25 protein-coding genes are annotated in these 25871 nt (G+C 61.6%); 19 read left to right on the top strand and 6 right to left on the bottom strand.

The features are described from left to right. The first annotated feature begins 128 nt into the window (after window positions 1-128). The 10 genes from ABSE61_RS01990 to alkB are packed head-to-tail and all read left to right on the top strand — an operon-like array spanning window position 129 to window position 8567. A complete protein-coding gene (locus tag ABSE61_RS01990; RefSeq protein WP_423869388.1) occupies window positions 129-1055 on the top strand; it encodes a branched-chain amino acid ABC transporter permease in 927 nt (308 codons plus the stop codon). Beyond that, window positions 1048-1968 carry a branched-chain amino acid ABC transporter permease gene (locus tag ABSE61_RS01985; protein ID WP_423869387.1) on the top strand — a complete coding sequence of 307 codons (921 nt, stop codon included), beginning with the start codon at window positions 1048-1050 and terminating at the stop codon, window positions 1966-1968. The genes ABSE61_RS01990 and ABSE61_RS01985 overlap by 8 nt, the downstream gene beginning before the upstream one ends. Further along, window positions 1958-2686, top strand: coding sequence for an ABC transporter ATP-binding protein (locus ABSE61_RS01980; protein ID WP_423869386.1), 729 nt, complete (start codon window positions 1958-1960; stop codon window positions 2684-2686). The genes ABSE61_RS01985 and ABSE61_RS01980 overlap by 11 nt, the downstream gene beginning before the upstream one ends. Further along, window positions 2676-3389 (top strand): ABC transporter ATP-binding protein, encoded by a 714-nt coding sequence (locus ABSE61_RS01975; RefSeq protein WP_423869385.1) that lies wholly within the window; start codon window positions 2676-2678, stop codon window positions 3387-3389. Before ABSE61_RS01980 ends, ABSE61_RS01975 begins: the two co-directional genes overlap by 11 nt. Beyond that, entirely contained in the window at window positions 3389-4729 is a 1341-nt protein-coding gene (locus ABSE61_RS01970) for an acyclic terpene utilization AtuA family protein (RefSeq protein WP_423869384.1), read from the top strand. The genes ABSE61_RS01975 and ABSE61_RS01970 overlap by 1 nt, the downstream gene beginning before the upstream one ends. Before the next feature lie 2 nt (window positions 4730-4731). Further along, complete coding sequence (locus tag ABSE61_RS01965) at window positions 4732-5052, top strand: AtuA-related protein (RefSeq protein ID WP_423869383.1); 321 nt, start codon at window positions 4732-4734, stop codon at window positions 5050-5052. Window positions 5053-5077: 25 nt separating this feature from the next. Further along, window positions 5078-6427 (top strand): amidase, encoded by a 1350-nt coding sequence (locus ABSE61_RS01960; RefSeq protein WP_423869382.1) that lies wholly within the window; start codon window positions 5078-5080, stop codon window positions 6425-6427. Beyond that, complete coding sequence (locus ABSE61_RS01955) at window positions 6420-7106, top strand: DUF2848 domain-containing protein (protein ID WP_423869381.1); 687 nt, start codon at window positions 6420-6422, stop codon at window positions 7104-7106. Before ABSE61_RS01960 ends, ABSE61_RS01955 begins: the two co-directional genes overlap by 8 nt. Before the next feature lie 48 nt (window positions 7107-7154). Then, complete coding sequence (locus tag ABSE61_RS01950) at window positions 7155-7901, top strand: 2OG-Fe(II) oxygenase (protein ID WP_423869380.1); 747 nt, start codon at window positions 7155-7157, stop codon at window positions 7899-7901. 12 nt (window positions 7902-7913) lie between these two features. Beyond that, window positions 7914-8567 carry a DNA oxidative demethylase AlkB gene (alkB, locus tag ABSE61_RS01945; protein WP_423869379.1) on the top strand — a complete coding sequence of 218 codons (654 nt, stop codon included), beginning with the start codon at window positions 7914-7916 and terminating at the stop codon, window positions 8565-8567. A gap of 9 nt (window positions 8568-8576) precedes the next feature. Here the strand turns inward: alkB and ABSE61_RS01940 are convergent, their stop codons facing one another. The 6 genes from ABSE61_RS01940 to ABSE61_RS01915 all read right to left on the bottom strand — a co-directional run bounded on the left by ABSE61_RS01940 (window position 8577) and on the right by ABSE61_RS01915 (window position 15136). Continuing rightward, window positions 8577-10202: a thiamine pyrophosphate-dependent enzyme gene (locus ABSE61_RS01940; RefSeq protein WP_423869378.1), complete on the bottom strand. Its 1626-nt coding sequence runs from the start codon at window positions 10200-10202 to the stop codon at window positions 8577-8579. Between the two features lie 188 nt (window positions 10203-10390). Continuing rightward, on the bottom strand, window positions 10391-11260 hold the full coding sequence (locus ABSE61_RS01935) for a fumarylacetoacetate hydrolase family protein (RefSeq protein ID WP_423869377.1): 870 nt from the start codon (window positions 11258-11260) through the stop codon (window positions 10391-10393). A gap of 23 nt (window positions 11261-11283) precedes the next feature. Continuing rightward, window positions 11284-12048, bottom strand: a complete 765-nt coding sequence (locus tag ABSE61_RS01930; protein WP_423869376.1) for a molybdate ABC transporter substrate-binding protein — start codon at window positions 12046-12048, stop codon at window positions 11284-11286. Window positions 12049-12202: 154 nt separating this feature from the next. Further along, complete coding sequence (gene hpaD, locus ABSE61_RS01925) at window positions 12203-13186, bottom strand: 3,4-dihydroxyphenylacetate 2,3-dioxygenase (RefSeq protein WP_423869375.1); 984 nt, start codon at window positions 13184-13186, stop codon at window positions 12203-12205. Window positions 13187-13191: 5 nt separating this feature from the next. After that, window positions 13192-14745: a 5-carboxymethyl-2-hydroxymuconate semialdehyde dehydrogenase gene (hpaE, locus tag ABSE61_RS01920; RefSeq protein WP_423869374.1), complete on the bottom strand. Its 1554-nt coding sequence runs from the start codon at window positions 14743-14745 to the stop codon at window positions 13192-13194. Further along, window positions 14738-15136 carry a 5-carboxymethyl-2-hydroxymuconate Delta-isomerase gene (locus ABSE61_RS01915; protein ID WP_423869373.1) on the bottom strand — a complete coding sequence of 133 codons (399 nt, stop codon included), beginning with the start codon at window positions 15134-15136 and terminating at the stop codon, window positions 14738-14740. Before ABSE61_RS01915 ends, hpaE begins: the two co-directional genes overlap by 8 nt. A gap of 240 nt (window positions 15137-15376) precedes the next feature. Between ABSE61_RS01915 and hpaR the strand changes: the two genes are divergently transcribed. The 9 genes from hpaR to ABSE61_RS01870 all read left to right on the top strand — a co-directional run bounded on the left by hpaR (window position 15377) and on the right by ABSE61_RS01870 (window position 25129). After that, on the top strand, window positions 15377-15901 hold the full coding sequence (gene hpaR / locus ABSE61_RS01910; RefSeq protein ID WP_423869372.1) for a homoprotocatechuate degradation operon regulator HpaR: 525 nt from the start codon (window positions 15377-15379) through the stop codon (window positions 15899-15901). 250 nt (window positions 15902-16151) lie between these two features. Continuing rightward, window positions 16152-17297, top strand: coding sequence for an ABC transporter substrate-binding protein (locus ABSE61_RS01905; RefSeq protein WP_423869371.1), 1146 nt, complete (start codon window positions 16152-16154; stop codon window positions 17295-17297). Window positions 17298-17406: 109 nt separating this feature from the next. Next, window positions 17407-18282 (top strand): branched-chain amino acid ABC transporter permease, encoded by an 876-nt coding sequence (locus ABSE61_RS01900; protein ID WP_423869370.1) that lies wholly within the window; start codon window positions 17407-17409, stop codon window positions 18280-18282. After that, entirely contained in the window at window positions 18279-20060 is a 1782-nt protein-coding gene (locus ABSE61_RS01895; protein ID WP_423869369.1) for a branched-chain amino acid ABC transporter ATP-binding protein/permease, read from the top strand. Before ABSE61_RS01900 ends, ABSE61_RS01895 begins: the two co-directional genes overlap by 4 nt. Then, window positions 20060-20788 (top strand): ABC transporter ATP-binding protein, encoded by a 729-nt coding sequence (locus ABSE61_RS01890; RefSeq protein WP_423869368.1) that lies wholly within the window; start codon window positions 20060-20062, stop codon window positions 20786-20788. Before ABSE61_RS01895 ends, ABSE61_RS01890 begins: the two co-directional genes overlap by 1 nt. Before the next feature lie 48 nt (window positions 20789-20836). Then, on the top strand, window positions 20837-21922 hold the full coding sequence (locus ABSE61_RS01885; protein ID WP_423869367.1) for a malate/lactate/ureidoglycolate dehydrogenase: 1086 nt from the start codon (window positions 20837-20839) through the stop codon (window positions 21920-21922). 130 nt (window positions 21923-22052) lie between these two features. Continuing rightward, window positions 22053-22829, top strand: coding sequence for an HpcH/HpaI aldolase family protein (locus tag ABSE61_RS01880; RefSeq protein WP_423869366.1), 777 nt, complete (start codon window positions 22053-22055; stop codon window positions 22827-22829). Window positions 22830-23019: 190 nt separating this feature from the next. Continuing rightward, window positions 23020-24543, top strand: coding sequence for a UxaA family hydrolase (locus ABSE61_RS01875; protein WP_423869365.1), 1524 nt, complete (start codon window positions 23020-23022; stop codon window positions 24541-24543). Between the two features lie 430 nt (window positions 24544-24973). Then, entirely contained in the window at window positions 24974-25129 is a 156-nt protein-coding gene (locus tag ABSE61_RS01870; protein ID WP_423869364.1) for a hypothetical protein, read from the top strand. Window positions 25130-25871 lie beyond the last annotated feature (742 nt).

Raw genomic sequence — 25871 nt, 5'->3', positions numbered from 1 at the left:
ACCTTTCACGGACTTCGGAAAGCTATGGGCACTAGAAAACTTATTGATTCTAGTGCCGCTTCTCTATTTGAAGTTCCTGAATAGGGGTCGCGGCTTGTGGTGCAGGAACTTCAAATAGGCGGCACTCGATGCTAGTTTACGCGCTGGTCGCAGGCGTTCTCTTCGGATTGTATTTCAGCCTGGTCGGCATCGGTCTCAATCTGGTGTTCGGCGTCATGCGCATCGTCAATCTGGCGCATGGCGATTTCCTGATGCTGGGCGCGTTCGTGGCGGTCGGCGTCGTCACCGTGATCGGGATTGATCCGTTGTTTGCGGTGCCTCTGGCATTCGTGATTTTCCTGATCGCGGGCATGCTGCTGTACTGGGTGCTGGTGCCGCGGCTTCAGGGGTCGGCGAACCCGGAAATGCTGTCGATCATCCTGTTCTTCGGCCTGTCGCAGGTCATCGAAGCCGTCACCACGATCTTTCTCGGCACCAGCGAACGCTCGATACAAAGCCGCGCGCTGGGCACGGTGTTTTCCACGATCAAGGTCAAGTTGTTCGGCGGCACGGCCGATAGCGGTGGGCCTGTGCAGATCTTCGGGCAGGGGTTTCCGGCGTCCTGGGTGGTCGCCGCCGCCACCAGCCTGATCGCGATCGGATGTGTCTATGTCTATCTCTACCAGACTCGTTTGGGCACGCTGACGCGCGCGGTGATGTCGCGGCGTGATGAAGCCTTCGCAACCGGCATCGACGTCGATCGCGTATCAGCCGCGGCCTTCGGCATCGGGCTGGGACTGGCGGCCGTTGCCGGCATCTTTGCACCCTTCATGTTCGGCTCGGTAACGCCGGCCTTTGGCGCCGATGCCACCGTCACCTCCTTCACCATCGTCGTGCTGGGCTCGCTCGGCAATCCGCTGGGCACTGCGCTCGGCGGCGTCGTCTACGGCATCTGCTACATGGTGGTGCAGACCTATTTGAGTTCATGGGCCGACCTGTTGCCCTATGTGCTCCTGATTTTCATTTTGCTGTTGCGTCCGAGCGGTCTGCTCGGAAGGCGGGTGCGCGTTGCCTAACGCCGTCAAGCATTTGCTCTTCATCGCCGTGCCGCTGCTCGCCGTCTTTGCGGTGCTGCCGGGCGTTTATCAAAACCATCTGCTGCTGTTCAACTTCGTGATCTTCCTGATCCTCACCCAGGGCGTGAACATCATCTACGGCTTCACCGGTTATCTGCCGTTCGGTTATGTCGGATTCTTTGGAGCCGGCGCCTACGGCTTTGCCATCCTGGTGATGCATTTTCAGGCCCCCGCCGTCGTCGCGGTGTTTGCCGGCGGCCTGGTCGGCGTCGCGCTTGGGCTGTTGCTCACGCCGCTGTTGCGCCTTTCGGGTGCCTATTTTGCCATCGCCAATCTTGCGGCGTCGCTGGCAGTGCTGCATTTCATCGCCAACCCGGCACTTGAGCCGATCACGCGCGGCCCTTATGGCGTCTCGCTCACCGGCACGTTCGATCCGACCTATGCCTATGCAGCCGCGCTCGTCGTGCTGGCGTTGACGCTAGGCGTGGTGATTTTTCTGAAAAACTCCCGCTTCGGCCTGGCGCTGCAGGCGGTGCGGGAAGATGCCGTCAGCGCCTCGATGGCGGGCGTCAATGTCGTGCGGATGCGCATGATCGCCTGGCTCGCGTCGGCGCTGGTCGCGGGCCTCGCCGGTGGCGTCTATGCCTGGTACGTCTCGGTGTTCTATCCCGATAACGTCTTCAGCGGCGAGTTCAGTATTTTTGCGATCGTGTTCGCTTTGTTCGGCGGCGTCGCCTCGATCACCGGTCCGATTGTCGGTGTCGTCATCCTGTACGGCATCTACAACCTGATCGGATTCACGACGCCGCAATACTTTCAGCTGATCTACGGCTTCTTGATCATGGGGCTGGTGCTGTTTCTGCCCGCGGGGCTGGTATCGCTTGCAACACGCAGGGGCTGGCATGTCCCTTGAAAGCGCGCCCCTTCTTCAAGTCTCCAAACTCGTGAAGCGCTTTGGCGGCTTTTACGCGCTGGACGGTCTAAGCTTTCACGTTTCGTCCGGAGAGATTTTGGGGCTGGTCGGTCCCAACGGCTCCGGCAAGACCACGGCGATCAACGTGATCTCCGGTCTTTACGCCCCTGACGGCGGCGAGATCGTCCTGGAGGGTGCCTCGATCGGCGCCGTCGCCTCGCACAAGCTCGTCCATCTCGGTGTCAACCGCACCTTCCAGATTCCAAAACCGTTTTTGTCGCTGACGGTCCGCCAGAATGTCGAAGTGGCGCTCGCTTATGGCGGCGCGGCGGAAGCGCCAGACATGGCCGACCTGCTGGACGAATACCGGCTGGCCGAGGTCGCTGACCGTGCGGCGGCCGATCTCAATAATGCGCAACAGAAGATGCTCGATCTCGTGCGTGCGCTCGCCACCCGTCCGCGGCTCCTGCTGCTCGACGAACTCGCGGCCGGCCTCAACCCAGCTGAACTCGACTGGATCGCCGAGCGCATCAAGGCCCTTGCCAAAAATGGCATGGCGATCATCGTGGTCGAGCATCTCATGGGCTTCATCGAGCACATCACCGACCGCGTCATTGTTATGAACGCGGGCAAGGAGATTTTCGAGGGCAAGCTCGCGGTTGCGGTCAAGGTCCCGCAGGTGATCGAGGTGTTCCTGGGAGGCGAGCATGCCGCCTGAGGCCACTTCGCTGCTGATGGCTCAAGGCGTCGATGCCGGCTACGGCACGATGCAGGTGTTGTGGGGCGTCGACCTCGACGTCCGCGCCGGTGAGACCGTGCTGCTGCTCGGCACCAACGGCGCCGGCAAGACCACCTTCCTGAAATCGCTGGTCGGCCTGATCGAGGCGCGGCATGGCAGCATCAGGCTCGGGGGAGCGGACGTGACACGGATGCGTTCCAGCGAGCGGATGCGGCTGGGGATGACCTATATGTCGGAACTGGCGGTTTTTCCCGACCTGTCGATTGAGGAAAATATCCGCATCGGCGCGCAGGCGCTTGGGCATGCCAACCCCCGGATCGACGATCTCTACGACACCTTTCCAGTGCTGCGCGATAAACGCCGCGCGCCCGCATCGAGCCTTTCCGGCGGTCAGCGAAAAATGCTGGGTATCGCCAAGGCCTTGGCGGCCGAACCTCGGCTTCTGGTGATGGACGAGCCATCGGCCGGGTTGTCGCCTTTGTTCGTCAAGGAGGTGATCCGGATCCTGAGCGAGCTTCGCGGAAGAGGGCTTGCTTTGCTGATTGCCGAGCAGAATATCGGCTTCCTTGAGGTCGCGACCCGCGTGTTCGTGCTCGAAGGTGGCCGTATCCGCTTTTCCGGAACGGTGGCCGAGATGACCGACAATGAGGCGCTGCGGCGGGCGTATTTCGGACTGAAGTGATGCGAACCATCCGGATCGGGTCAGGCGCGGGCTATTCGGGCGATCGCATCGAACCGGCGCTGGAACTTGCTGAAAAGGGCGACATTCAGTATCTGGTGTTCGAATGTCTCGGCGAGCGCACCGTCGCTCTCGCCCAGCAAGCCCGCCTGAAGAATCCGGAAACCGGCTACGACCCGCTGCTCGAAGAGCGGATGCGTGCGGTGCTGCCGGTCTGCGCCGCGAAAGGCATCAAGATCGTCACCAATATGGGCGCGGCCAATCCGCTCGCCGCCGCACGGAAAACCGCAAGCCTGGCGCGGTCAATGGGGCTTTCCCTGAAGGTCGCGGCGGTCACCGGCGACGGCGTCCTTGCCGCCTGCCGGCAAAGCGATCTTCCGATCATGGAATTCGCGGGCGGAATCAGCCAGCTCGGCAATCGCCTGATCTCCGCCAATGCCTATCTCGGCGCCGGGCCAATGGCAGAGGCGCTTAATGGCGGCGCCGACGTCGTGATCACCGGTCGGGCGTCCGATCCGGCATTGTTCCTCGCGCCGCTCATCCACGCCTTTGGCTGGCCGATGGATGACTGGAACCTGCTCGGCAAGGGCATCGTTGCCGGTCATTTGCTGGAATGCGCCGGCCAGGTCACCGGCGGTTACTTCGCCGATCCGCATTTCAAGGACGTGGAAAATCTCGCGCGGCTCGGTTTTCCCATCGGCGAGGTCGGCGAGGACGGCAGCCTTGTTATCACCAAGGTCGAAAGCTCCGGCGGCGCCGTCACCGCACAGACCTGCAAGGAGCAACTGCTCTACGAGGTGCACGATCCCGTCCGGTATCTCCAGCCGGATGTGACCGCGGATTTCTCGCAAGTGGCGATCGAAGAGATAGGCAAGGATCGCGTGCGGATCAGCGGCGGCCGCGGCAGCGAACGCCCGGCGACGCTCAAGGTGTCGGTCGGCTATGTCGATAGCTTCATCGGCGAGGGCCAGATGTCCTATGCTGGCCCCGGAGCGCTGGCGCGAGGGCGTCTGGCGCTTGAGATCGTCCGCGAGCGGTTGAAGCTCACGGGCGTGGCGGCAAATGAATTGCGTTTCGATCTGATCGGCGTCGATTCCCTGCATGGCGGCCAAGTCTCGGCGCATGCCAACGAGCCCTATGAGGTGCGCGTTCGCGTCACCGGGCGCACCGACAACCTGCGCGATGCGATCCGGATCGGCAACGAGGTCGAAACGCTCTACACCAACGGCCCGGCCGGCGGCGGCGGCGCTTTCAAATCCGCGCGCGATGTCGTGGCCGTGGCCTCCGTGCTGTTGCCGCGCGAACTGGCGCAGCCGGTCGTGCAATTCGTCGGAGACAAATAGCGATGAAGCTGCGCGAGATCGCCCATTCCCGCACCGGCGACAAGGGAAATATCTCCAATATTTCCGTGATCGCCTATGACGCCAAACATTACCCATTGCTGCTCGCCCAGGTCACGCCTGCGCGCGTCAAGGCGCATTTCGCCGGCGTGGTCGAAGGCGAGGTGGTCCGCTATGAGCTGCCCAATATTTTTGCGCTCAACTTCGTGATGGATCAGGCACTGGGGGGCGGCGTGACGCGGTCGCTGGCGTTGGACGCGCATGGCAAATCGCTGAGCTCTGCCTTGCTCGATCTGGAGATCGATGCCGTTCCGGATAGATTGTAAGGTAGTCCACGAGGCGACAACGACCATGTCCAATACCCCGACACTGACGGCTCTCGCAGCCGATCTCGAAAGCGGCCGCACCAACGCGCGAAAACTGGTCGACGAGTGCCTTGCCAAAATTTCCGACAAATCCGGTGAGGGGGCGCGCGCGTTCGTGCATGTCGATGTCGAGGCGGCGATCGAGGCGGCCAAGGCGATGGATCGGCTCCGCGAAGTCAAGGCGGCGCCGTCGGTCTTTGCCGGCATTCCAATCTCGATCAAGGATTTGTTCGACATCAAGGGCCAGGTCACGCGGGCCGGTTCGCGGGCGCTGGACGATTCACCGCCGGCCGAAACCGATGCGCCGGTGGTCTCGCGCTTGCGGCGCGCCGGTTTTATCCTGATCGGCCGCACCAATATGACCGAATTCGCCTATTCGGGCATCGGCATCAATCCCCATTACGGCACGCCCAAGAGCGTCTGGCAGCGCGAGGTCGGACATGTGCCCGGCGGATCGTCGTCGGGAGCGGCGGTGTCGGTCGCCGACGGCATGGCGCATGGCGCGCTCGGTTCGGACACCGGCGGATCGTGCCGGATTCCGGCCGCCTATAACGGCATCGTCGGTTTCAAACCGACGCAACAACGCATCCCGCGCGACGGCGGCGTGCCGTTGTCATTCACGCTCGACAGTTTTGGGCCGCTGGCGCGCACTGTCGAGTGCTGCGCGGTGCTGGATGCGGTGCTCGCCGACGAACCGGTTCGACCCATACAACCGCGCACTGTCAAGGGAATGCGGCTGGCGGTCGCCACGACGGTGGCGCTCGACGATGTCGACGACCAGGTGGCGCGAAGCTTCGAGCGGACGCTTGAAAAACTGTCACGCCAGGGCGCATCGATCGAACGGATCGAGGTGCCGGAATTTCTCGATGTCGCCGTCATGAACAGCAAGGGCGGATTTGCCGCCGCGGAAAGCTACGCCTGGCATCGCTATCTGATCGAGAACCACGGCGACATCTATGATCCCCGCGTCGTCTCGCGCATCTCACGCGGTGAAACCATTACGGCCGCCGACTACATCGACATTCTCGAAGCGCGAAAATCGATGATCGCGCGTGCGAGGGTTCGGCTTGCTCCCTATGATGCCATTGCGATGCCGACCTGCGCGATCACGCCGCCGCGAATCTCGGATCTTGCCGACGACCATGCGTTCACGAAAGCCAATCTGCTGTCGTTGCGCAATTGCACGCTGATCAACATGATGGATGGCTGTTCCATTTCGCTGCCGTGCCATCGTGACGGCGAAGCGCCGGTCGGCTTCATGCTGAGCGCGGCGGGTGGTCACGATCGCCGCATCTTCGAACTGGCGGCCGGCGTGGAGGCTGCGATCCATGTTTGATCTGACTTTCACTATCGAAACCAAAGACGGCACGACACCGCTGACCTTGGCGATCGACCAGGCCGTGATCGCCGGCTGGACCGGGCGCGATCCAGTAGCGCGCGACAAGCATATCGCCGAGCTCGAGGCGATCGGGATCGCGCGGCCGGCCGCAACGCCGATCTACTACCGTTGCTCGGCGCGGCGGCTGACCACGGAAGACGAGATCGAAGTTTGCGGCGGAAATTCCAGCGGCGAGGTCGAGTTCGTGCTGATCGGCTGGCAGGGGCGCATCTTCGTCGGCCTCGGCTCCGACCATACCGACCGCAAGGTCGAGGGCTACAGCGTCACGGTCTCCAAGCAGATGTGCGACAAGCCGATGGCGTCGACGCTGTGGGAACTCGAGGAGGTCATTGGTCACTGGGACCGGATGATCCTGCGTTCTTACGCCTGGATTGGCGGCAAGCGGGAGCTCTATCAGGAGGGAACGCTGGACGCGATGCTGCCCGTCTCGGAACTGCTCGCGCGCGGCTTTGCCGACGGAAAGCTGCCCGACGGCTGCGCCATGTTTGGCGGGACGTTCGCGGCCAAGGGCGGCATCCGCCCCGCAAGCCGGTTCGAGTTTGAGCTGGAGGATCCCGTCCGCAAACGCACGATCCGCCATGCCTATGACGTGATCGAGTTGCCGGTGCTGGGGTAGCCGGAAATCGGGTGGTCGTGCGGGTCCCGATTTGCGACGGTCGCGCGCATGAAAACATCAGCGCAACAAACGATCACGCATTCCGAATCCGATACCGCCGCCCGTGTGGCGGCGATCGATTGGACCAAAGCCATCAACGATCTCGACGGGCAAGGCTGCGCCGTGCTGAAGGGCCTGCTCACGGCGGAGGAATGCCGCGCACTGGTGACGCTCTATCCCGAAGGCAAGATATTTCGCAGCCGGATCGTGATGGGCCGCCACGGCTTCGGACGCGGCGAATACAAATATTTCGCCTATCCGCTCCCACAGCCGATTGCGGAATTGCGCACCGCTCTCTATGCGCGCCTTCAGCCCATCGCTGTCAGGTGGAATGAGACGATGGATATCGATATCCGCTACCCCGAAAGCCACGAGGCGTTCCTGGCCCGGTGTCACAATGCCGGCCAGCTTCGGCCGACACCACTTCTGCTCCAATATGGCGAAGGCGATTATAACTGTCTGCATCAGGACCTCTACGGCGAGCATGTGTTTCCGTTGCAGGTCGCGATCCTATTGTCGGAACCCGGCCGTGATTTCGAGGGTGGTGAGTTCGTGCTGACCGAACAGCGCCCACGAATGCAGTCACGGGCGGAAGTGGTGCCGCTTCGCCAGGGCGACGGTGTAGCGTTTGCCGTGCATGTCCGCCCGGTGAAGGGGACGCGCGGTTTCTATCGTGTCAATATGCGCCATGGCGTAAGTCGGCTTCGATCGGGCCGCCGTCACACGGTCGGTGTGATCTTTCACGATGCCAGATGAGGGTTTGTTGCGTTGACGGCGGATTTGTTTGCATGTTTCCCAGAAGCGCGGGCTTCGCGGGAGGAGATGGCCGAAGGTGCGGTGCTCCTGCGCGGGTTCGTCGGCGCGTATGAAGCGGAACTGGTTACCGCCTTGCGCGACATCGTGGCCGCGGCGCCGTTTCGTCGAATGTTCACCCCGGGCGGTCATCAGATGTCGGTGGCGATGACCAATTGCGGCAACGCCGGCTGGGTCACCGATCGGACCGGCTATCGCTATAGCCCCGACGATCCCGAAACCGGCAAGCCATGGCCCGCGATGCCGCCGCTCTTTCGCGAGCTGGCAGACCGCGCCGCCGAGCACGCCGGCTTTGCCGGATTTGCGCCCGACGTCTGTTTGATCAACCGCTATGAGCCCGGCGCGCGGATGTCGTTGCACCAGGACAAGGACGAGCTCGACTTCCGCGCACCGATCGTTTCGGTGTCGCTGGGACTGCCCGCGATTTTCATGTTCGGCGGATCGAAGCGCAGCGACAAGCCGCGCCGGTTTCGTCTCGAGCATGGCGACATAGCGGTGTGGGGTGGCCCGTCGCGGCTGTTCTTTCACGGCGTCGCACCGCTGGCCGACGGCGATCACCCGGTGATGGGACCACAACGTCTCAACCTCACGTTCCGCAAGATTAAATAACGAAAGCGCTTACGGCTTGGCCGGATGAATGAACGTCCAGGGGCTTACCTCGGAATCCCGGGGCACCTCGATGTCAATCAGGGTGGGACCTCCGTGCGCCAGCGCCTTCTCCAGCGCCGGCCGGAAATGATCCGGCGATGTGACTCGCGTAGCGCCGACGCCGAAGGACTCCGCGAGCTTGATAAAATCCGGATTGACCAGATCGGACGCCACGATCCGGCCGTCAAAACGCTCGCGCTGGTCGCGCCGCACATTGCCGTAGGAATTGTTATTGAAGACGAGCACGACAACGCCGATGTTGAATTGCGCGGCGGTAGCGAGCTCCTGCACGCCGAACATGAAGCCGCCGTCGCCCGTGATCGCAACCACTGGCCGGTCGGGATGCGCGACCTTGGCGCCAAGCGCGGTGGGAAATCCGGATCCGAGCGTGCCTTGATATCCGGAACTGATGAAGGTTCGCGGTTCGTAGACGGGAAAGCCGTACCAGGAGGCGAAGCCGACTTGCGACAGTTCATCCGTGACGATCGCATTCGACGGCAGCACCTCGCGCAGGATGTTCAGGTAAGCCATCTGCGGCTGGATCTTCTGAATCTCTTTCAGCGCGGCCGCGGAGGCCTCAACGATCGCGGCGCGGCGGCCGCGGGTCTTGGCGTAGCCGGCTTTTTGCACCGTTGCTAATAACTCTGATGTGCCGGGCTTGGCGTCGGCAACGATCGCAGCATTCGGCACATAGCGTCGCATTTCCACCGGATCGATATCGATGCGGATGGATTTCAAACCTTCGGGGCGGAACGGCCAGCGCGTCATCGCCGGCAATTCCAGCCGCGTGCCGATGCCAATCATCAGGTCGGTTTGCGGCCACAACCGATAGGCGGCCGCCATGGTCAACCCAAGCTCGTGGGCATTCGAGACGATGCCGCGACCGCTACGGAACGCCACCACCGGCGCATCGATGAGTTCGGCGAGTTCGAGGATTTCATCGCCGGCCTCGATCGCGCCTGAGCCGACGAAGATCATCGGCGCCTTGCTCGCCGCGATCAAAGCGGCCGCAGACTTGACCCGATCGGGATCCTGTTGAGGCGCCGGAAAGCGGTCGAATATTTCGGCCGCGCCGACGTCGACCCTTTGCGTGAAGACGTCCCACGGCATTTCCAGCGACGCCGGGCCGCGGCGTCCCGACAGCATTTCCTGAAACGCGCGTGCGACCAAAGCAGGGGCGTTGGCCGGATATTCGATACGGTCGGCCCATTTCACGAAGGTGCGCAGTGTGGCGAGCTGGTCCGGCATTTCATGCAGGTGGCCGCGACCCTTGCCGAGAAAGTCGGTCGGCACCTGTCCGGTCAGGCAGAGCACAGGTTCGTTGCCGCCAAAGGCCGTCAACAAGGCGGCGCCCGCGTTGAGCACGCCAGGGCCGGGAACCACGCTGAAGACGCCGGGTCTGCCGGTCGATCGTGCATAGCCAAAGGCCATGTAGCCGCAAGCCTGCTCGTGCCGCGCGCCGATCACCTTGAGCTGCGCTTGATGGAAGGCGTCGAACAGGCCGTAGATCTGCGCGCCGGGCAACCCGAACACGGTGTCGACGCCGTGCGCGACCAGACCGCTGACGATGGCTTCGCCGCCGGAGCTTACGGGCATGGCAAGGTCCAATCAGCTCGCATCACTGGTACTCCGATTCCGAAGTTCGCAAATCATCGCGGCGACCTCTGATGCGAACTTCCGGATCAAAGGAGTACCAGCAAGTTAGTATTCTAGTGCGGTCTTTGAATTCGAAGTTCCTATGATGAGATTGCGGCCCCACCGATAGGAACTTCGAATTCACCGCACTAGGCCTCATCAATCACGCCGTTGCGCAACACGCCGATATTTTCAGCTTCCACTTCGATGACATCGCCGGGTTTCAGGTAACGCGGCGGATCGAACCGCGCGCCCGCTCCGGTCGGAGTGCCCGTGACGATGACGTCGCCGGGCACCAGCGTCGTGAAGGTCGAGATGTAATGGATCAGGTAACGGAAGCCGAAGATCAGGCGTGAGGTGCGATCGTCCTGCCGAATCTCGGCATTGACCTTCGTCGTCAGTCTGACGTCGGCGATCTGCGATTCATTCGTGTAGGGAATGAGCCATGGGCCGAGGCTTCCGGTGGAATCGAAGTTCTTGCCCTGCGTGACGTTGAACTTGGCATGTCGCACCCAATCGCGGATGGTGCCTTCGTTGCAGAGCGTGATCGCCGCGATGTGATCGAGCGCCTCACGCTCGGCGATATGCCGCCCGGCCTTGCCGATCACCAGCACCAATTCCCCTTCATAGTCGAGCTGGGCGGATGCCTTCGGGCGTACGAGCGGTGTTTCGTGACCGACAAACGAGCGCGGCGTACGGAAGAACATGCTCGGATATTTTGGCGCGTCCGAGCCGTCCTTGTATTCGGCGTTGCGGTCGGGGTAATTGACGCCGATACAAATAATTTTTTCGGGTGCCGGAATCGGCGGCAGCCATGTGATGGTCTCGAGCCCATGACCCGCCGGAAGGCGCGCGGCGTCTTCCGCAAGTCTGGTCAATGCGCCAGCGGCGATGACCTCTCGCAAGGTTGGAAATTCCTTGCTCCAGCGCGGGTAGAGGTCGACCACTCCGCGATCGGTCACGCAACCGTATCTGGCGGAGCCATCGACAGCGAAGGTGGCGATGCGGGGCGCAACCATGAATGCTCCGGGGAGGGCGGCGCTTAGCCTTTGCCGGGGGTCATGCCCTTGGACTTGATGACGGCAATGGCCGCGGGCGACATCAGGAAATCGATAAAGGCTTTGGCGGCTTCTTTTTGTTTGGTGTCGACCGCAAGTGCCGCCGGGAACACCAGCTCCTGCTGCAATCCCGGCGGGAACGGTCCGACGATGTCGACGCCCGGTGCGGTCAGGACGTTGTTCACAAAGACGGCCAGCTCCGCCTGGCCGCTGACCACGGCCGGGATGATTCCGGTCGGTTGCGCCTGCGCGATGGTCTTGGCCTTCATCGCCTCTTCGATGCCGAGCCGCTCGAACAGTCTGAGGATATAGGAGCCTGCTGCACTCTCCGGCAGGAACGTGATCGACCTCGCGTCGAGCAGCGTCTTCTTGAAAGCCTGTTTTGTGCTGATGTCAGGTCTGGGCGCACCGGCTTTCACCGCGACGCCATAGCCGACGCGTGCAAATTCGACCGGCGGCGTGAAATGGGCCTTGGCGGCAGCGTCATAGAAAACGTCGATCGGTACGACGCCGAGGTCGAACGGCTCGCCGGATGTCGCCGCCTTGATCAGGTTGGGGGTGGTGTCGAAGTCGATGACAAGCTTGTGGCCGGAGGCGTGCTCGAATTGCGGGGCGAGTTCGGTCAGCAGGCTTCTGAGCGAGCCGCCCGCCAGCACTTTCAGTTCGGCGGCCTGCGCGCCGCCCGTCGGGGACACGACGGGCGCCAGGCCGAGCAGCGAAGCGGCCGCGATCATCAAGGACATCTTCATAAAGTCTCCGTGTTCTAGTGTCCTGGTTCAGGTCCGTTGACGAATGTTAGAACCAAAGGGACGCCGGCAATTATAAAATTCTGGTGTGGTCGCTCGATTTTGCGTTCGGGTGAGAATTCGTGGTCATCCCCGGGTGAATGTCAAATCCACCGCACTAATCGGCAATCGTGACATCGGCGACAAATTGCGGTTCGCGGACGGCCTGATCTGTGAAGGGTGATCCCTGCTCGAACCAGGAGCGCGGGGCGGGCGCCCCCCACAGTGTCTGCCGGCGCGGGTCATTCAGCAACCAGCGCATCGGTGCATGGTCGTGATCGCCGGTGAAGTAATCGCTGGTGTAAAGTTCAAGGCGGTGACCATCCGGATCGCGGACGTAAAGGAAGAACGCGTTTGAAATACCATGCCGCCCGGGGCCGCGCTCGATATTCTTGAGATATCCGCTTGAGGCCATCACATCGCACAGATGCAGGATGTTCATGGCGGTCGGCACCCAGTAGGCGAAATGGTGCAGGCGAGGGCCTTTGCCGTTGGTGATCGCGAAATCGTGTACATTGCCTTTGCGATGCAACCAGGCGGCGGCGATCCGCCCCTGCGGTCCGTCTTCTTCGGCATATTCGGTCAGGCGGAAGCCAAGCCGTGCATAGAAATCGACGGTGTCCTGAACCTCGGCGGCAAAGACATTGAAATGGTCGAGCCGCTGCGGGTGGCAGCCTTTGTAGAGGTCGTAGCGGCGCAACAGATGCGGACGCTTGTCCATCGCCGCGTAGAGTTCGATCGCAAAGCCGAACGGATCGGTAAATTGCAGTGTTTTGCCCTGGAACGGCCGATCCGTAAAAGCGTGAGCGATTTCATTCCGTGAAAAGAAAGCCGCCGCCTTATCGAGATCCCCTTTATCGCCGACCTTGAAGCCGAGACGATGGCAGGCGGCGTGCGGCGCTTTACGCAACACCAGCGAGTGGTGCTGATGCTCCTCGCTGCCGCGCAGATAGATCGCGGTGGTATCGCGGTCCTCGACATGCAGTCCGACCGCATTTTCGTAGAATTCAGAGCTCGCCTTCAGATCCACCACGTCGAGCACGACATGGCTGCTTCGGATGATGTTGAAGGGCGGATCGAATACGTGTTGCGGAACAGGCATCGCGGCTAAATTCCCAGTCTCTGAATCTTGTGCGTGCCGCGCGCCAGCGAAACGTGTTTTGTTTCCATGTAGAAATCAAAAGAATAGTCGCCGCCGTCACGGCCAATGCCGGAAGCTTTCATGCCGCCGAACGGCGTCGGCAAGTGGCGGACGTTTTCCGAGTTGAGCCAGATCATGCCTGCTTCCAGTGCATCCGAAACGCGCAACGCCCGGCCCATATCCGAGGTCCAGACGTAGCCGGTGAGACCGTATCTCACGTCATTGGCGATTTCGACCGCCTCGGCCTCGTCGCGGAACGGAATGACGGTCAGGAACGGCCCGAACACTTCCTCCTGCGCCACCCGCATATGGCGGGTCGCCCCTAGGACCAGTGTCGGTTGCACGTAATGTCCGCCGCCGGGGCCATCATGCGGCGCACCGCCGACGGCGATCACCGCGCCGTCTTTTCGCGCGACGTCGAAATAGCCGCGGACCTTGGCGAGGTGCCGCTCATGGATCAGGGGTCCGATTTCGGTGGCGGGATCGAGCGGATGACCGACCTTGAGCGCCCTTACGCGAGCGGCAAGCTTTTCGATGAATTTGTCGGCAATGCTCTCTTGAATGAGGAGCCGACTGGAGGACGTGCAGCGTTCGCCATTGAGCGAATAGATCATGAAGACGACCGCATCCAGCGCGCGATCGAGTTCGGCGTCGTCGAATACGATCACCGGATTTTTGCCGCCAAGTTCGAAATGCACCCGTTTCAAGGTCGGCGCGCCCTGCGCCATGATCGCCGAACCGGTGGCGCTTTCGCCGACAAATCCGATCGCCTTGATTGCGGGGTGTTCCGTCAGCGCCTTGCCGGCTTCTTCGCCGAGGCCGTGCACCGTATTGAGGACGCCGTCGGGCACGCCGGCCTGCTTGACGAGCTTCGCCAAAAGGTCGGCGGTGACCGGGGACCATTCGGCAGGCTTGTGCACCACCGTGCAACCGGCAGCGAGTGCGGGCGCGATCTTCCAGGTCGAGAGCATGAAGGGCGTATTCCACTGTGTGATCACTCCCACGGGGCCAATCGGCACGCGCGTCGACACATTCCAATGTTCTTCGCCGGGCATATTCAGCCCGTCGCGGGCGTCCGAGCACTTGTCGGCAAAGAAGCGGAAGTTTTCCGCGGCCCGGATCGCCGCTTTTGCCATGAAGCGATGAGCCTGCCCGGTATCGATACATTCGAGCACGGCGATGTCATCGGCGTGATCCTCGATGGCGTCGGCCACGCGTTGCAACAGCTTGCGCCGCATCGTAGCGCCGATATCGCGCCAGGCTCTGAAGGCGAGGCTGGCTGCGGTTGCGGCACGGTCGATGTCTTCGGTGTTGCCGCGCGCCACGTTGGCGAGTACGGCGCCGTCGATCGGCGACCGGGTCTCGAATTGAGCGCCGGAAATCGACGGCACGCTCTCGCCGCCGATCATATGCGAGATGCCTTCGGCGTTCAGTTTCGCAAGCAGGGGCGCCGCACGCTCGAGGTTGGCTTGAAGCAGGTCTGACTTGGGTGTCAGGCTATTGGGCGTCACTCTATCCATGCGCGGCCTCTGTCTTCAAAGCCTCATGGATATTGTTGCGCTTCCAACTGGTTTCCTTGTCGTTGATCTGCATGTCGAACGACAGAGCGAGTTTGCCTTTTGCAAAAACAGGATCGAGATAGGCCGATAGCGCGCCGAAGATGTGCTCGCCGGCGCTCTTACGGGTTTGCAGGTCGCGGCCTTCGCCGAGCCGCAGCAGCATGTCGAGGAAGGCAAAGTCGGGATTGCCGTCGCCGATCGCGTAATGCTCGCATTGCACTGCGCGCACGCGGATGCCGCCAAGCGGAAAGATCCCGCTCTCGACCGCCGCCTTGCGAACGACCTCCACCACATCAGCCATGTCGACGCGCGCGTCGAGGTTGGCGGAATATTCGATGGTGAAATGCGGCATGGCTACTCCAGTCAGATGGCTACTCCAGTTCAGCGCTTTCGATCGGGCGAATAGCGGCTCACAGGGTGAGAGGCGTCATCATCGGCATGGATTATGTCGCCCGTAGCAAAGGCCCCTTGAAAATCGAGATGCTGGCATATGATTAACATGTTAAATTAAGCCGGCAAACCGGTTGGGGAATTTGTGCAACGCAAACAAGCCGGTAGCAGATCAAGCGCGCTGGGCTTAGTGGACAGGGCGATGAGACCCAAAAAATCGACCGGCAGCGACGGCGTGCATCCGGTCGAGCGTCAAATTCCAATGCGTGATTTTTCCCGCTCGCTGCCGATGTCGCTGTTGCGCGCGCGCGAGGCGGTGATGAAGCAGTTCCGTCCATCGCTGCGCCGTCACGGATTGACCGAACAGCAATGGCGCATCTTGCGGGCGCTTGCGGGGGTCGACGCCATCGAAGTGACTGAATTGGCCCGCGTCGCCTTTCTGCTCGGCCCAAGCCTGTCGCGGATCCTGCGCGATCTCGAGGCGCGCGGGTTGATCGAACGCCAGACGGCGAAGGTCGATCTGCGGCGCGGCGTCGTCTCGATTTCTCCAAAAGGATTGAAACTGATCGAACTCGTCGCTCCCACCTCGGAGTCTATCTACGCTAGAATTACGCAGCGCTATGGCGCGCAAAAGCTTGCCGAGCTTCAGACCATGCTGGCCGCGTTGGAACACAGTCTGGCGGCGCTTGAGGTGACGGAAGCGGCTCCTTCTGAAGGTGAACGATAGGTAAGGCGTCATTGGCCGCCGTGCCGTTTTTCGGTGCTGACGAAATAGGCAGCGGATGGTTGCCGCATCGCGGCACCGAGGCGTGCCATCGTGTCGCTCCGAGGGCTTGAGCCGCAGGCTCAAATCGCTGCAATATCAATTTACTCGCGCTTCAAGAGTTCGTAAGTACAAACGGCGTGCAGTGCGTTCCGCGTGCAGCGCGATAGACCAATAAGAGCCGGCGAAAAAGCACGGTTCCAGGGAGGGATGAATGAAACTGACGAGACGCGAATTCGCGGCGGGCATCGCAGCCGGCGTCGCAGCGCCCTATGTCATCACCGGTGCCAACGCGCAAGGCGCTACCATCAAGATTGGCATGTGCGTTCCGGTCACGGGGCCTGCGGCCGAGCAGGGGCTTTGGGCGCAAAACGGCGCCAAGCTGGCGCTCGCAGCCGTCAACAAGGCCGGCGGCGTGCTCGGCAAACAGGTCGAACTGGTGATCGAGGACGACCAGACCACCAACCCCGGCATCGTGCTGGCATTCTCGAAACTGGCCGCGCAATCCGACATCGTCGGTTTCCTCGGCTCGATCCGTTCGACCCAGGTTCATGCGATGGCGCCGGACGTGCTCAAGCTCGGCAAGCCAGTGATGATCGGTGGCACCGATCCGACCCTGACGCACATGGGTAACCAATGGCTGTTTCGCTTTCGCCCCAACGACAGCTATTCCGGCCGCGTGATCGCCGATTTCGGCGTCACCACGCTCGGCAAGAAGAAGTGGGCGATCGTGCATTCGACCGATGCGTTCGGAACGGCGGGCGGCAAGGCGTTGTCGGCCGCACTGGAAAAGTTGGGCACGCCGCCGGTGCTCGATCAGGGCTATGCCAACCAGAGTCAGGACTTCACGCCGGTCGTCCTTGCAGTAAAACAATCGGGTGCGGATGTGCTCGGCACGTATTTCACCTTCGAAAACGATATCGGGATTTTTGCCCGCCAGTTACGTCAGCTCGGCGTCAACATTCCCTGGGTCGGATCGCCCTCGACGGTTGCAGTGTCCTCGACCAAGCTGGCGGGAGCCGCGCTTTACGGAACCTATGGCGTGGCCGACTATGCCGAGGAATCCAGCGAGACCTCGAAGGCCTTCGGCAAAACCTATCGTGACGCCTACAAGTTCGCGCCGGACAACCAGAGCGCCTGGCCTTACGACGCCATCACCGTTCTATCGGCAGCGATCAACAAAGCGGGCTCGACCGATCCCGGCAAGATCCGCGAAGCTATTCTGGCGTTGAAGAAATTCCCCGGCGCGGAAGGCGAATATAATTTCGACGCAAACGGCGACGGCCTGCACGGCTACAATGTCGTAAAGAACGAGAAGGGGACGATCGTCTTCGACAAGCATATCGAATTCGACGACTGATCGCTTGACGCGGCCTCTCCGGCGACGGGGAGGCCGCGTCATTTTCGTCATTGCCCGCATGCGCCGTTGCTGATGGCGCAGCAGCTCAAGATCCAGACCCGGCACCTTCATGGACCTCGTACTGCAACTGCTCTTTACCGGCATCGGGATCGGCGCCGTCTATGCGCTGGTGGCGCTCGGTTTTGTGCTGATCTTCCGTGCCACCAATGTCGTGAACTTCGCCCAAGGCGAGTTCTCGATGGTCGCCGCCTATCTGATGGTGGTGTTTGCGGTCGATCTCGGCTGGCCGTACTGGCTGTCGTTCCTGCTGGCGCTGGCGGGCATGGCGCTGCTGGGCGTGATCTTCAATCTCGGGGTCTATTATCCGCTGCGTCACCGCAGCTTTCTGCCTGTCATCATCGCGACCATCGGCGCTTCGATCCTGATGGCCAATTCGGTGCTGGCGATCTACGGGCCGCAGCCGCAGGTGCTGGAAGGCTGGTTCGAGACGCCGGGCATTCAGCTCGGCCCGGTTTATCTCGACAGCCAGTATCTTCTGATCATCGCGGTGACGATTGTCCTCGTCATCTTCAATTACTGGTTCTTCGAGCACACCATGCTGGGCAAGAAATTGCAGGCGACCTCGCAGGACAAGGAAATGGCCTCGCTGCTCGGCATTTCCGTGTCCACCATGATCATGATCACCTTCATCTATTCAGCCGTGCTCGGCGGACTGGCCGGTATCCTGGTGGCGCCGGTGCTGTTCGTGTCGATCCAGATGGGATCGACGATTGCGCTGAAAGCTTTCGCGGCCACGATCATCGGCGGATTTGGCGATGTCACTGGTGCGATCATCGGCGGGCTTGCGCTCGGCATCATCGAGACCTTCGGCGCAGCCTATATATCGGTGCCCTATAAAGACGGCTTTGCCTTTCTGGTGCTGGTCGCTTTCCTGGTGTTCCGGCCGCAAGGCATCTTCGGCGAGCGCGTGGCGGAGAAGGCATGAGCGCGCCGAGCGACAACCTGGCCGCGATCGCGGCCGTGCCTCGCGCCAAACCGCTGTTGCTGCGGCACCTGCCGTATTTTGTCGGCTGCGCCATTCTCGTCGCGTTGGCCGCCACGGTTCAGTTCGACGGTTACATCCATAACATTTTGATGCAGGCGACGACATTTGCGATCGCCGTGTTTGGTCTTTCGGTCGTGCTCGGCCTGTGTGGCCAGATCAATCTGGCGCAGGCGGCGTTTTTTGGCGTCGGGGCTTACGCAGTCGGGCTCGGCACGTCGGATTATCATGTGAGTTATTGGCTCTGTCTCGCTGGCGGCTGCGTCATCGCCCTTTTGGCAGGCGCCTTTCTCGGCATGTCGACGCTGCGGCTCGGCGGGCATTATCTGGCCATGGTGACGATCTCGTTTCAGCAGATCGTCACGCTTGTGATGATCAACTCGATCTGGCTCACCCACGGCCCCGATGGCGTCTCGCGCATCGGCCGGCCGGTGCTGTTTGAATCCTCGCAGTCATATCTGGCGTTCTGCGTCGCCATGCTAGCGCTGGTGGGTTATGCCGTCTGGCATCTGCCGGATACGAGGCTTGGCCGCGCAATGCGCGCGGTGCGTGACAATGAGCTCGCGGCCGGCGTCGTCGGCATCGATGTGTTCCGCACCAAGGTGTCGGCCTTTGCGCTCTGCGCGGTGCTCGGCGGTCTCGCCGGCGGGTTGTTCGCCGGCGGTTTTGCCTATGTCAGCCCGGATCAATTCTCCTTCGCCGAGTCCGTGGTGTTCCTCACGATGTCGCTGCTTGGTGGTGTGGCCTCGCCCATCGGGTCGGCGATCGGCACCGGCCTGTTGATCCTGATTCCGGAATGGTTGCGCTTCCTCAAGAGTGTCCCCGGGCTTTATCTAGCCATCTACGGCCTTTCGGTGATCCTCATCATCCGCTACATGCCGGATGGCATTTGGGGTTTCGTCAATATTGCAACCGAGCGCTGGCGGGCGAAGGCGAAGGTGCGTGACGCCGGTCCGGCGCTGCAACTGGCGCCGGCGACCGTCGGCGGCGACATCGTTCTTTCCGTGCGCGGCCTCTCCAAGCATTTCGGCGGCCTCAAGGCCGTCGATAACGTCGATATCGATGTGCGGCGCGGCGGCGTTCACGCGCTGATCGGACCGAACGGTTCCGGCAAGACCACGACGCTCAACGTGCTCTCCGGTCTCTACAAAGCGACATCCGGCACGGTGACGCTCGACGGCACCGATATCACCGACATGCCGCCGCACCAGCGCGCGGCCGCCGGCCTTGGGCGCACGTTCCAGAACATTCGCCTGTTCCGTTCGATGACGGCACTCGAGAACGTCGTGATCGGCGCGGAGCGGCCGGGCAATAAGCTGGCCGGTCAGCGCGACGACGATGCCCTCAACGTGCGCGCGATGTCGGCGTTGACCTTTGTAGGCCTTGGCGCGCGCGCCAACGAGTTGATCTCGAGTTTCTCTTACGGGCATCAACGCCTGATCGAGATTGCGCGCGCGCTTGCGGCCAATCCGACGCTGTTGTTGCTCGACGAGCCGGCCGCAGGACTGAATTCCACCGAGAAGCTCGAATTGCACGCGCTGCTCAAGCGCATCGCCGCACAAGGGCTCACCATCCTGATCATCGATCACGACATGACGCTGGTCAGCGAAGCCGCGCAACACATCACGGTGCTCAATTTCGGCAAACGCATTGCCGACGGTGAATCGCTCGCGGTTCTGCGTCATCCCGACGTCGTCTCCGCCTATCTCGGAACCGAATAATGGCGCTGCTTCACATCAACGGTCTGGTCGTGCGCTATGGCGAGATCGAAGCCTTGCGTGGCGTCTCGATCGCGGTCGACGAAGGCCAGGTCGTGACGTTGCTCGGCGCCAACGGCGCCGGAAAATCGACCACGCTCCGGGCGATTTCCGGACTGACAAAACCCGCTTCAGGGGAAATCCTGTTCGACGGCAAGCCGATCGCAGGACTCGGCCCCGAGGCGATCGTGCGGCTTGGAATTTCGCACGTCCCGGAGGGCAGGCGGGTATTTCCTGGTCTTTCCGTCAAGGAAAACATCATGCTCGGCGGGTCGAACCGACGCGCCGGCAAAGCCGAATTGTCGCGCGAAGCCGACGCCATGTTCGATTTGTTTCCCGACATACGAAGCTTTGCCAATGCACTCGGCTGGACCTTGTCGGGCGGTCAGTTGCAGATGGTCGCGGTCGCGCGCGGGCTCATGGCCAAGCCGCGGCTGTTGCTTCTGGACGAGCCGTCGCTGGGGCTCGCGCCTGTCATTGTCCAGGCCGTGTTCCGGATCATCTCGGAAATCAGGCGCAACACCACGGTCTTGCTTGTCGAGCAAAACGCGCGCATGGGATTGTCGGTCGCCGACCACGGCTACGTCCTGGAAACGGGGCGGATCGTGCTCGGCGGCAAGCCCGATGAATTGTGGGGCAACGAAGCCATCCGCGCCGCCTATCTCGGCGGTCATGCCAAGGTGAGCGCGTAGCGCCTTACGAGAAAATAATCGCCAAAACCAACAAGAGCGACATCTGAAATGGTCACGATCAAGGTTCCCTATCTCATCGATTTTGTGGCGGACATCTTTGGTCACGCCGAGTCCTCGCCGGAAGAGGCGCGTCGTGTTGCGACTTATCTGACGACCGCCAATCTCACCGGGCACGACAGTCACGGCGTGATCCGCGTGCCTGTCTATATGCGATGGAAGAAGATGGGTTCGGTGGTTCCGAACCAGACCGCCGAGGTTGTCGTTGACACGCCGTCGCTCGCCGTCGTGGATGGCAAGTTCGGCTATGGGCAGACGGTCGCGCCGGTCGCCGTCAAGCTCGGGATTGAGAAATGCAAGAAGGTGGGACTAGCCGCCGTCGCCTTGCGCAATGCCGGCCATATCGGCCGGGTCGGCGATTGGGCGGAGATGGCGGCCGCCGAGGGCCTTGTCTCGGTGCATTTCGTCAATGCGGCCGGCTCGCTTCTGGTCGCGCCTTATGGTGGGGTCGAGAAGCGGCTATCGACCGCGCCTTATTGCGTTGGCGTTCCGCGCGAGGGCCAGGATCCCATCGTGCTCGATTTCGCCACCTCGATCGTCGCCGAAGGCAAGGTGCTGGTCTCGAGCCGCGGCGGCAAGAAACTGCCCAGGGGCGCGCTGATCGATGGCGACGGCACCTTGAGCGAGGATCCGCACGTGCTCTACGGCCCCTATACGTCGGATGGTCCGCGCGATCATACCAAGGGGTCAGGTGCAATCCGCGCCTTCGGCGAGCACAAGGGCTCGGGTCTGGCGTTCATCTGTGAACTGCTCGGCGGCGCGCTGACCGGGACGGGCGCAACCGCGCCCAACCGCCGCTTTGCCAACGGCATGCTCGCCTTCTACATCGACCCCAAGGTCGTGGACCCCGCGCATTTCTTCGATGGCGAGATCTCCCGCTACGTCGATTTCATCCGCGAAACGAAGCCGATTACCAGCGGTGATCCCGTCATGATCCCCGGCGATGCCGAGCGCAAGACGCGCGTTGATCGCACCAAAAACGGCATTCCGCTGCCGGACGATACCTGGGCGGCGATCGTCAACACCGCGCGCGAGGTTGGGGTCAGCGAGGCAAGCATTCAGAGGGCAACCCAGTAGGGCAACCCAGTAATGCGCGATCTCGCGAGCCAAGGGCGGCATTCGGCGCTACAAGCGGGATGAGGTTTGCCGAAAAGGCCTCACGGCCGACCGGCATGTTTGAGATGATTTGAAACGCAAGGAAGGAACGATGGCAAACAAGGTCAAGGAAATTTGGGCGTCGGGCAAAGTGGTCGTCAACGCCTGGCTTGCGATTCCTTCCGGCTTCTCGGCCGAAGTGATCGCGCAATGCGGCTTCGACAGCGTGACCGTCGATATGCAGCATGGCGTGCAGGACTATCTCTCGATGGTCCAGTGTTTCCAGGCCATGAACGCCCATCCAGTGACGCCAATGGTGCGGGTGCCGTGGAACGAGCCCGGCATCATCGGCAAGGTACTCGATGGCGGCGCCTATGGCGTGATCTGCCCGATGATCAACACGCCGGAAGAGGGTAAGAATCTCGTCGCCTACAGCAAGTATCCGCCGATGGGGTCGCGTTCGAATGGTCCGATCCGCGCCGGCCTGTACGGCACGGCTGGCAGCTATCAGAAGACGGCCAATGACGAGACGGTGCTGCTTCCGATGATGGAGACCAAGACGGCGATCGCGAACATGGAAGCGATCCTCGACGTCGAAGGCATCAACGGCGTCTATATCGGGCCGTCCGACCTCGGCTTTTCCTACGGGCTGGCGCCGAAGCTCGATCGCGACGAGCCGGAAATTCTCAAGATCTACGAAAAGATCGTCAAGGAATGCGGCAAGCGCGGGCTCTATCCCGGTATCCATTGCTCGGGCGCCGATGGCGCGCTGCGCGCGATCAACATGGGATTCAAGATGGTGACCCTGTTCAACGAAGTCGGCTTGATGGCGACTTACGCGAAGATGCAGGTCGCGCAGACCCGGAAGGACTCAGACGGCAAGGCCTAAGGACCTCGTGTCCCGGACGCGGTGCAGCGCTCCTTCAGCGTTGAACCGCTGATCCGGGACCCATTTAAATCGCGCTCGCTCTGGACCCCGGATCAGCAGCGCATCGCCACAGCGCGTCGAAGACGCGCGAAAACGCGCTTTTGGCGCTGCGCAGCATCCGGGGCACGATGCTGAAGGAATGGAGATACTGATGACCCCGGCACCCGTCATTCGTCTGCACCCCGACGACGGCGTGTTGATCGCGCGCTCGAGCCTGCCGGCAGGCCTCGTGGTGGCCGAGGGCGTGACCACGGTCGAGCGCATTCCGGCCGGCCACAAGGTGGCGATCCGTCCCATCGCAGTTGGCGAACCCATCCACCGTTACGGACAGATCATCGGCTTTGCGACGAAGCCGATTTCGCCGGGTCAGCACGTTCACACCCAGAACTGCGGCATGGGCGATTTCGCCAAGGATTATGCGTTCGGCGTCGATGTGAAGCCGGTGCCGAACTTCGATCTCCCTGCGACGTTCGACGGCATTCGCCGTCCTGACGGGCGGGTCGCGACCCGCAACTATATCGGCATTCTCACGTCCGTGAATTGCAGCGCGCATGTGGCCGGCATGGTCGCCGATGTCTTCAAGAAAAACCCGTTCAGCGGCGACAATCCGCTCGCCGACTTTCCCAACGTCGATGGCGTGGTCGCGCTCACCCACAAGACCGGCTGCGGCATGACGCAAAACGAGCCGCTGACGCTGCTGCGCCGGACGCTCGGTGGCTATGCGCGGCACGTCAATTTTTCCGCCGTGGTCGTGCTGGGCCTGGGTTGCGAAGTCAACCAGATCGGCGGGTTGATGGCCGAGCAGAAACTCGCGGGCCGCCTGCGCGAACTCGAAATTCAGGAAATCGGGGGCACCCGCAAGACGGTCGAGGCCGGTGTTGCATTTGTGCGGGAGGCGCTCACCGATGCGAACAAGGTCAAGCGCGAGGCTGTTTCGGCGAGTGAACTGACGGTGGCGCTGCAATGCGGCGGCTCGGACGGCTATTCCGGCATTTCGGCGAACCCGGCGCTCGGCGCTGCCAGCGATCTTCTGGTGCGCCATGGCGGCACGGTCATCCTGTCGGAGACGCCGGAAACTTACGGCGCCGAACATCTGTTGACCCGGCGGGCGGTCAGCCGCGAGGTTGGCGAAAAGCTCGTAGGGCTGATGCGCTGGTGGGAGGAATACACCGCGCGTGAGGGCGCCGAGATGGATGCCAATCCGAGCCCCGGCAACAAGGCCGGTGGCCTCACCACGATCCTCGAAAAATCGCTCGGCGCGATGGCGAAAGCCGGCAGCACCAACCTCGTCGATGTTCTCAATTATGCGGAAGCCGTCACCAAGAAGGGCTTTGTCTTCATGGACACGCCCGGCTATGACCCGGTCGCGGCCACGGGGCAGGTGGCCGGCGGTGCCAATCTCGTCTGCTTCACCACCGGGCGCGGCAGCGTGTTCGGCTGCAAGCCCGCGCCCTCGATCAAGCTTGCGACCAACACGCCGATGTACAAGCGCATGGAAGACGACATGGACGTCAATTGCGGCACCATCCTCGACGGCGAGGAGACGGTACAGCAATGCGGCCAGCGGATTTTCGACCTGATGCTGAAAACCGCTTCCGGTCAGTCGACCAAGAGCGAGAGCTTCGATTTCGGCGGCGCCGAATTCGCGCCCTGGGTGCTCGGCGCCACGATGTAGGCCGGGCACCGGGTTGTTAGTCTCCGTCATGCCCGGCCTCGGGCCGGGCATCCACGTCTTCTCTTTAGTTGTGCCGGGAGAAGCAAGACGTGGATGGCCGGGACAAGCCCGGCCATGACGAGAGTGTGCCCTACGGATCTGCGATGGTGACGAGTACTCTGTATTTATTTCCGCTTTCCGCGGCGTAGCAGACATGGGTGGACTCGCTGCTGGGTCGACCCGGTCGCAAATGACCCGAAGGCGACATTGGCTGCGCCGCTATCTGGACGGTCATGCAACGGCCAACACAAATCGACGAGAGGCGAGACTTTCTGTGAACTATAACCGCCGTCTGACACAGTGTTCCTAACGTGGAACATTTAATAAATGTGTATAAATCGGAACACTATTTTTGGTTGAACGTTATCCTCTTCCGTACGAGGAGCAATCAATGCGAATTTTTACAGAGAAAATTCCGCCGCCCCGAAACTCTGAAGTATTCGATGACAGCATCAAAGTTGATGCGACCTTGCAAAAACAGGAGGATCGTTGGGTTAAGGATATTGTAGCCAATCTTGCGGGCTTCTCTCCGAAGACCGATAAGTAGGAAGCAAGGCCGCCTCGGTTGGCGGCCTCTTTCATTTCCAGCGTGTGCACCATGTTGCCTATCTCGAAGCTGAGCTGGACCTGCGCTATCGAACGCAGTAGCTTCGTCAGCGCGAATTAAATGTCAACGGAGGCCCTCCGTGGAACATCGCGGCATCAGTTTCTTGGTCGTCGAAATGAGCTTTCCGCACAGTTGGCAATGGACCGTAGGAAAGGGCAAGACGGTTACGGTGGGCGTTTGCGCCACCAGACTGGATGCGATCCGTCAGGCTCAAACGTTTATAGACGCAGTTATAGATTGGGCAGCATAAACCACCACAGGGCAGGTCGCTCTGGTCTATGATCTACTGCTGCCTATAAAATCGTCTTGAACAATTGGCTTCTGCGGTCTTCCATCTAAGAGCATGGTCCTTGAGGAGCCACCGAGCGTAAGAAAGCTCGCCGCTTTTCATCCACATGCTTATGCCCCTGTCGGGTGATACCGGCAGGGGTTTGTTTTTTGTCTCCGGGATCATCCCTCGTCAGATGCATTTTCCACGCCCCCTTTTTCTTTGCGACGCGATGACCGATGGCATTTTGCGATACGCCGAATAACCCTGCGGATGTCCGCTGGTCGGGGAGGACCGGAGTGCGCCGGGAGACCGGCAAGGAGTAGATGGTGCAAGTCCATCACGATGAAGGAGTAGCGAACCGCATCGACCCCGAGTCATGCGCAGATACCCGTGAGGGTATTGGCGAAGCGT

It is taken from the genome of Bradyrhizobium sp. (assembly GCF_049519115.1).
In the GTDB taxonomy this organism is placed as follows: Bacteria; Pseudomonadota; Alphaproteobacteria; order Rhizobiales; family Xanthobacteraceae; genus Bradyrhizobium.
The sequence above is the reverse complement of the archived record's forward strand: the minus strand, read 5'-3'. Positions and strand labels throughout refer to the sequence as shown.

Coding starts and splice junctions, on each gene's coding strand:
- ABSE61_RS01990 (WP_423869388.1), top strand. CDS start 129: ATGCTAGTTTACGCGCTGGTCGCAGGCGTTCTCTTCGGATTGTATTTC.
- ABSE61_RS01980 (WP_423869386.1), top strand. CDS start 1,958: ATGTCCCTTGAAAGCGCGCCCCTTCTTCAAGTCTCCAAACTCGTGAAG.
- ABSE61_RS01975 (WP_423869385.1), top strand. CDS start 2,676: ATGCCGCCTGAGGCCACTTCGCTGCTGATGGCTCAAGGCGTCGATGCC.
- ABSE61_RS01970 (WP_423869384.1), top strand. CDS start 3,389: ATGCGAACCATCCGGATCGGGTCAGGCGCGGGCTATTCGGGCGATCGC.
- ABSE61_RS01965 (WP_423869383.1), top strand. CDS start 4,732: ATGAAGCTGCGCGAGATCGCCCATTCCCGCACCGGCGACAAGGGAAAT.
- ABSE61_RS01960 (WP_423869382.1), top strand. CDS start 5,078: ATGTCCAATACCCCGACACTGACGGCTCTCGCAGCCGATCTCGAAAGC.
- ABSE61_RS01955 (WP_423869381.1), top strand. CDS start 6,420: ATGTTTGATCTGACTTTCACTATCGAAACCAAAGACGGCACGACACCG.
- ABSE61_RS01950 (WP_423869380.1), top strand. CDS start 7,155: ATGAAAACATCAGCGCAACAAACGATCACGCATTCCGAATCCGATACC.
- ABSE61_RS01940 (WP_423869378.1), bottom strand. CDS start 10,202: ATGCCCGTAAGCTCCGGCGGCGAAGCCATCGTCAGCGGTCTGGTCGCG.
- ABSE61_RS01935 (WP_423869377.1), bottom strand. CDS start 11,260: ATGGTTGCGCCCCGCATCGCCACCTTCGCTGTCGATGGCTCCGCCAGA.
- ABSE61_RS01930 (WP_423869376.1), bottom strand. CDS start 12,048: ATGAAGATGTCCTTGATGATCGCGGCCGCTTCGCTGCTCGGCCTGGCG.
- hpaD (WP_423869375.1), bottom strand. CDS start 13,186: ATGCCTGTTCCGCAACACGTATTCGATCCGCCCTTCAACATCATCCGA.
- hpaE (WP_423869374.1), bottom strand. CDS start 14,745: ATGGATAGAGTGACGCCCAATAGCCTGACACCCAAGTCAGACCTGCTT.
- ABSE61_RS01915 (WP_423869373.1), bottom strand. CDS start 15,136: ATGCCGCATTTCACCATCGAATATTCCGCCAACCTCGACGCGCGCGTC.
- hpaR (WP_423869372.1), top strand. CDS start 15,377: ATGAGACCCAAAAAATCGACCGGCAGCGACGGCGTGCATCCGGTCGAG.
- ABSE61_RS01905 (WP_423869371.1), top strand. CDS start 16,152: ATGAAACTGACGAGACGCGAATTCGCGGCGGGCATCGCAGCCGGCGTC.
- ABSE61_RS01900 (WP_423869370.1), top strand. CDS start 17,407: ATGGACCTCGTACTGCAACTGCTCTTTACCGGCATCGGGATCGGCGCC.
- ABSE61_RS01895 (WP_423869369.1), top strand. CDS start 18,279: ATGAGCGCGCCGAGCGACAACCTGGCCGCGATCGCGGCCGTGCCTCGC.
- ABSE61_RS01890 (WP_423869368.1), top strand. CDS start 20,060: ATGGCGCTGCTTCACATCAACGGTCTGGTCGTGCGCTATGGCGAGATC.
- ABSE61_RS01885 (WP_423869367.1), top strand. CDS start 20,837: ATGGTCACGATCAAGGTTCCCTATCTCATCGATTTTGTGGCGGACATC.
- ABSE61_RS01880 (WP_423869366.1), top strand. CDS start 22,053: ATGGCAAACAAGGTCAAGGAAATTTGGGCGTCGGGCAAAGTGGTCGTC.
- ABSE61_RS01875 (WP_423869365.1), top strand. CDS start 23,020: ATGACCCCGGCACCCGTCATTCGTCTGCACCCCGACGACGGCGTGTTG.
- ABSE61_RS01870 (WP_423869364.1), top strand. CDS start 24,974: ATGCGAATTTTTACAGAGAAAATTCCGCCGCCCCGAAACTCTGAAGTA.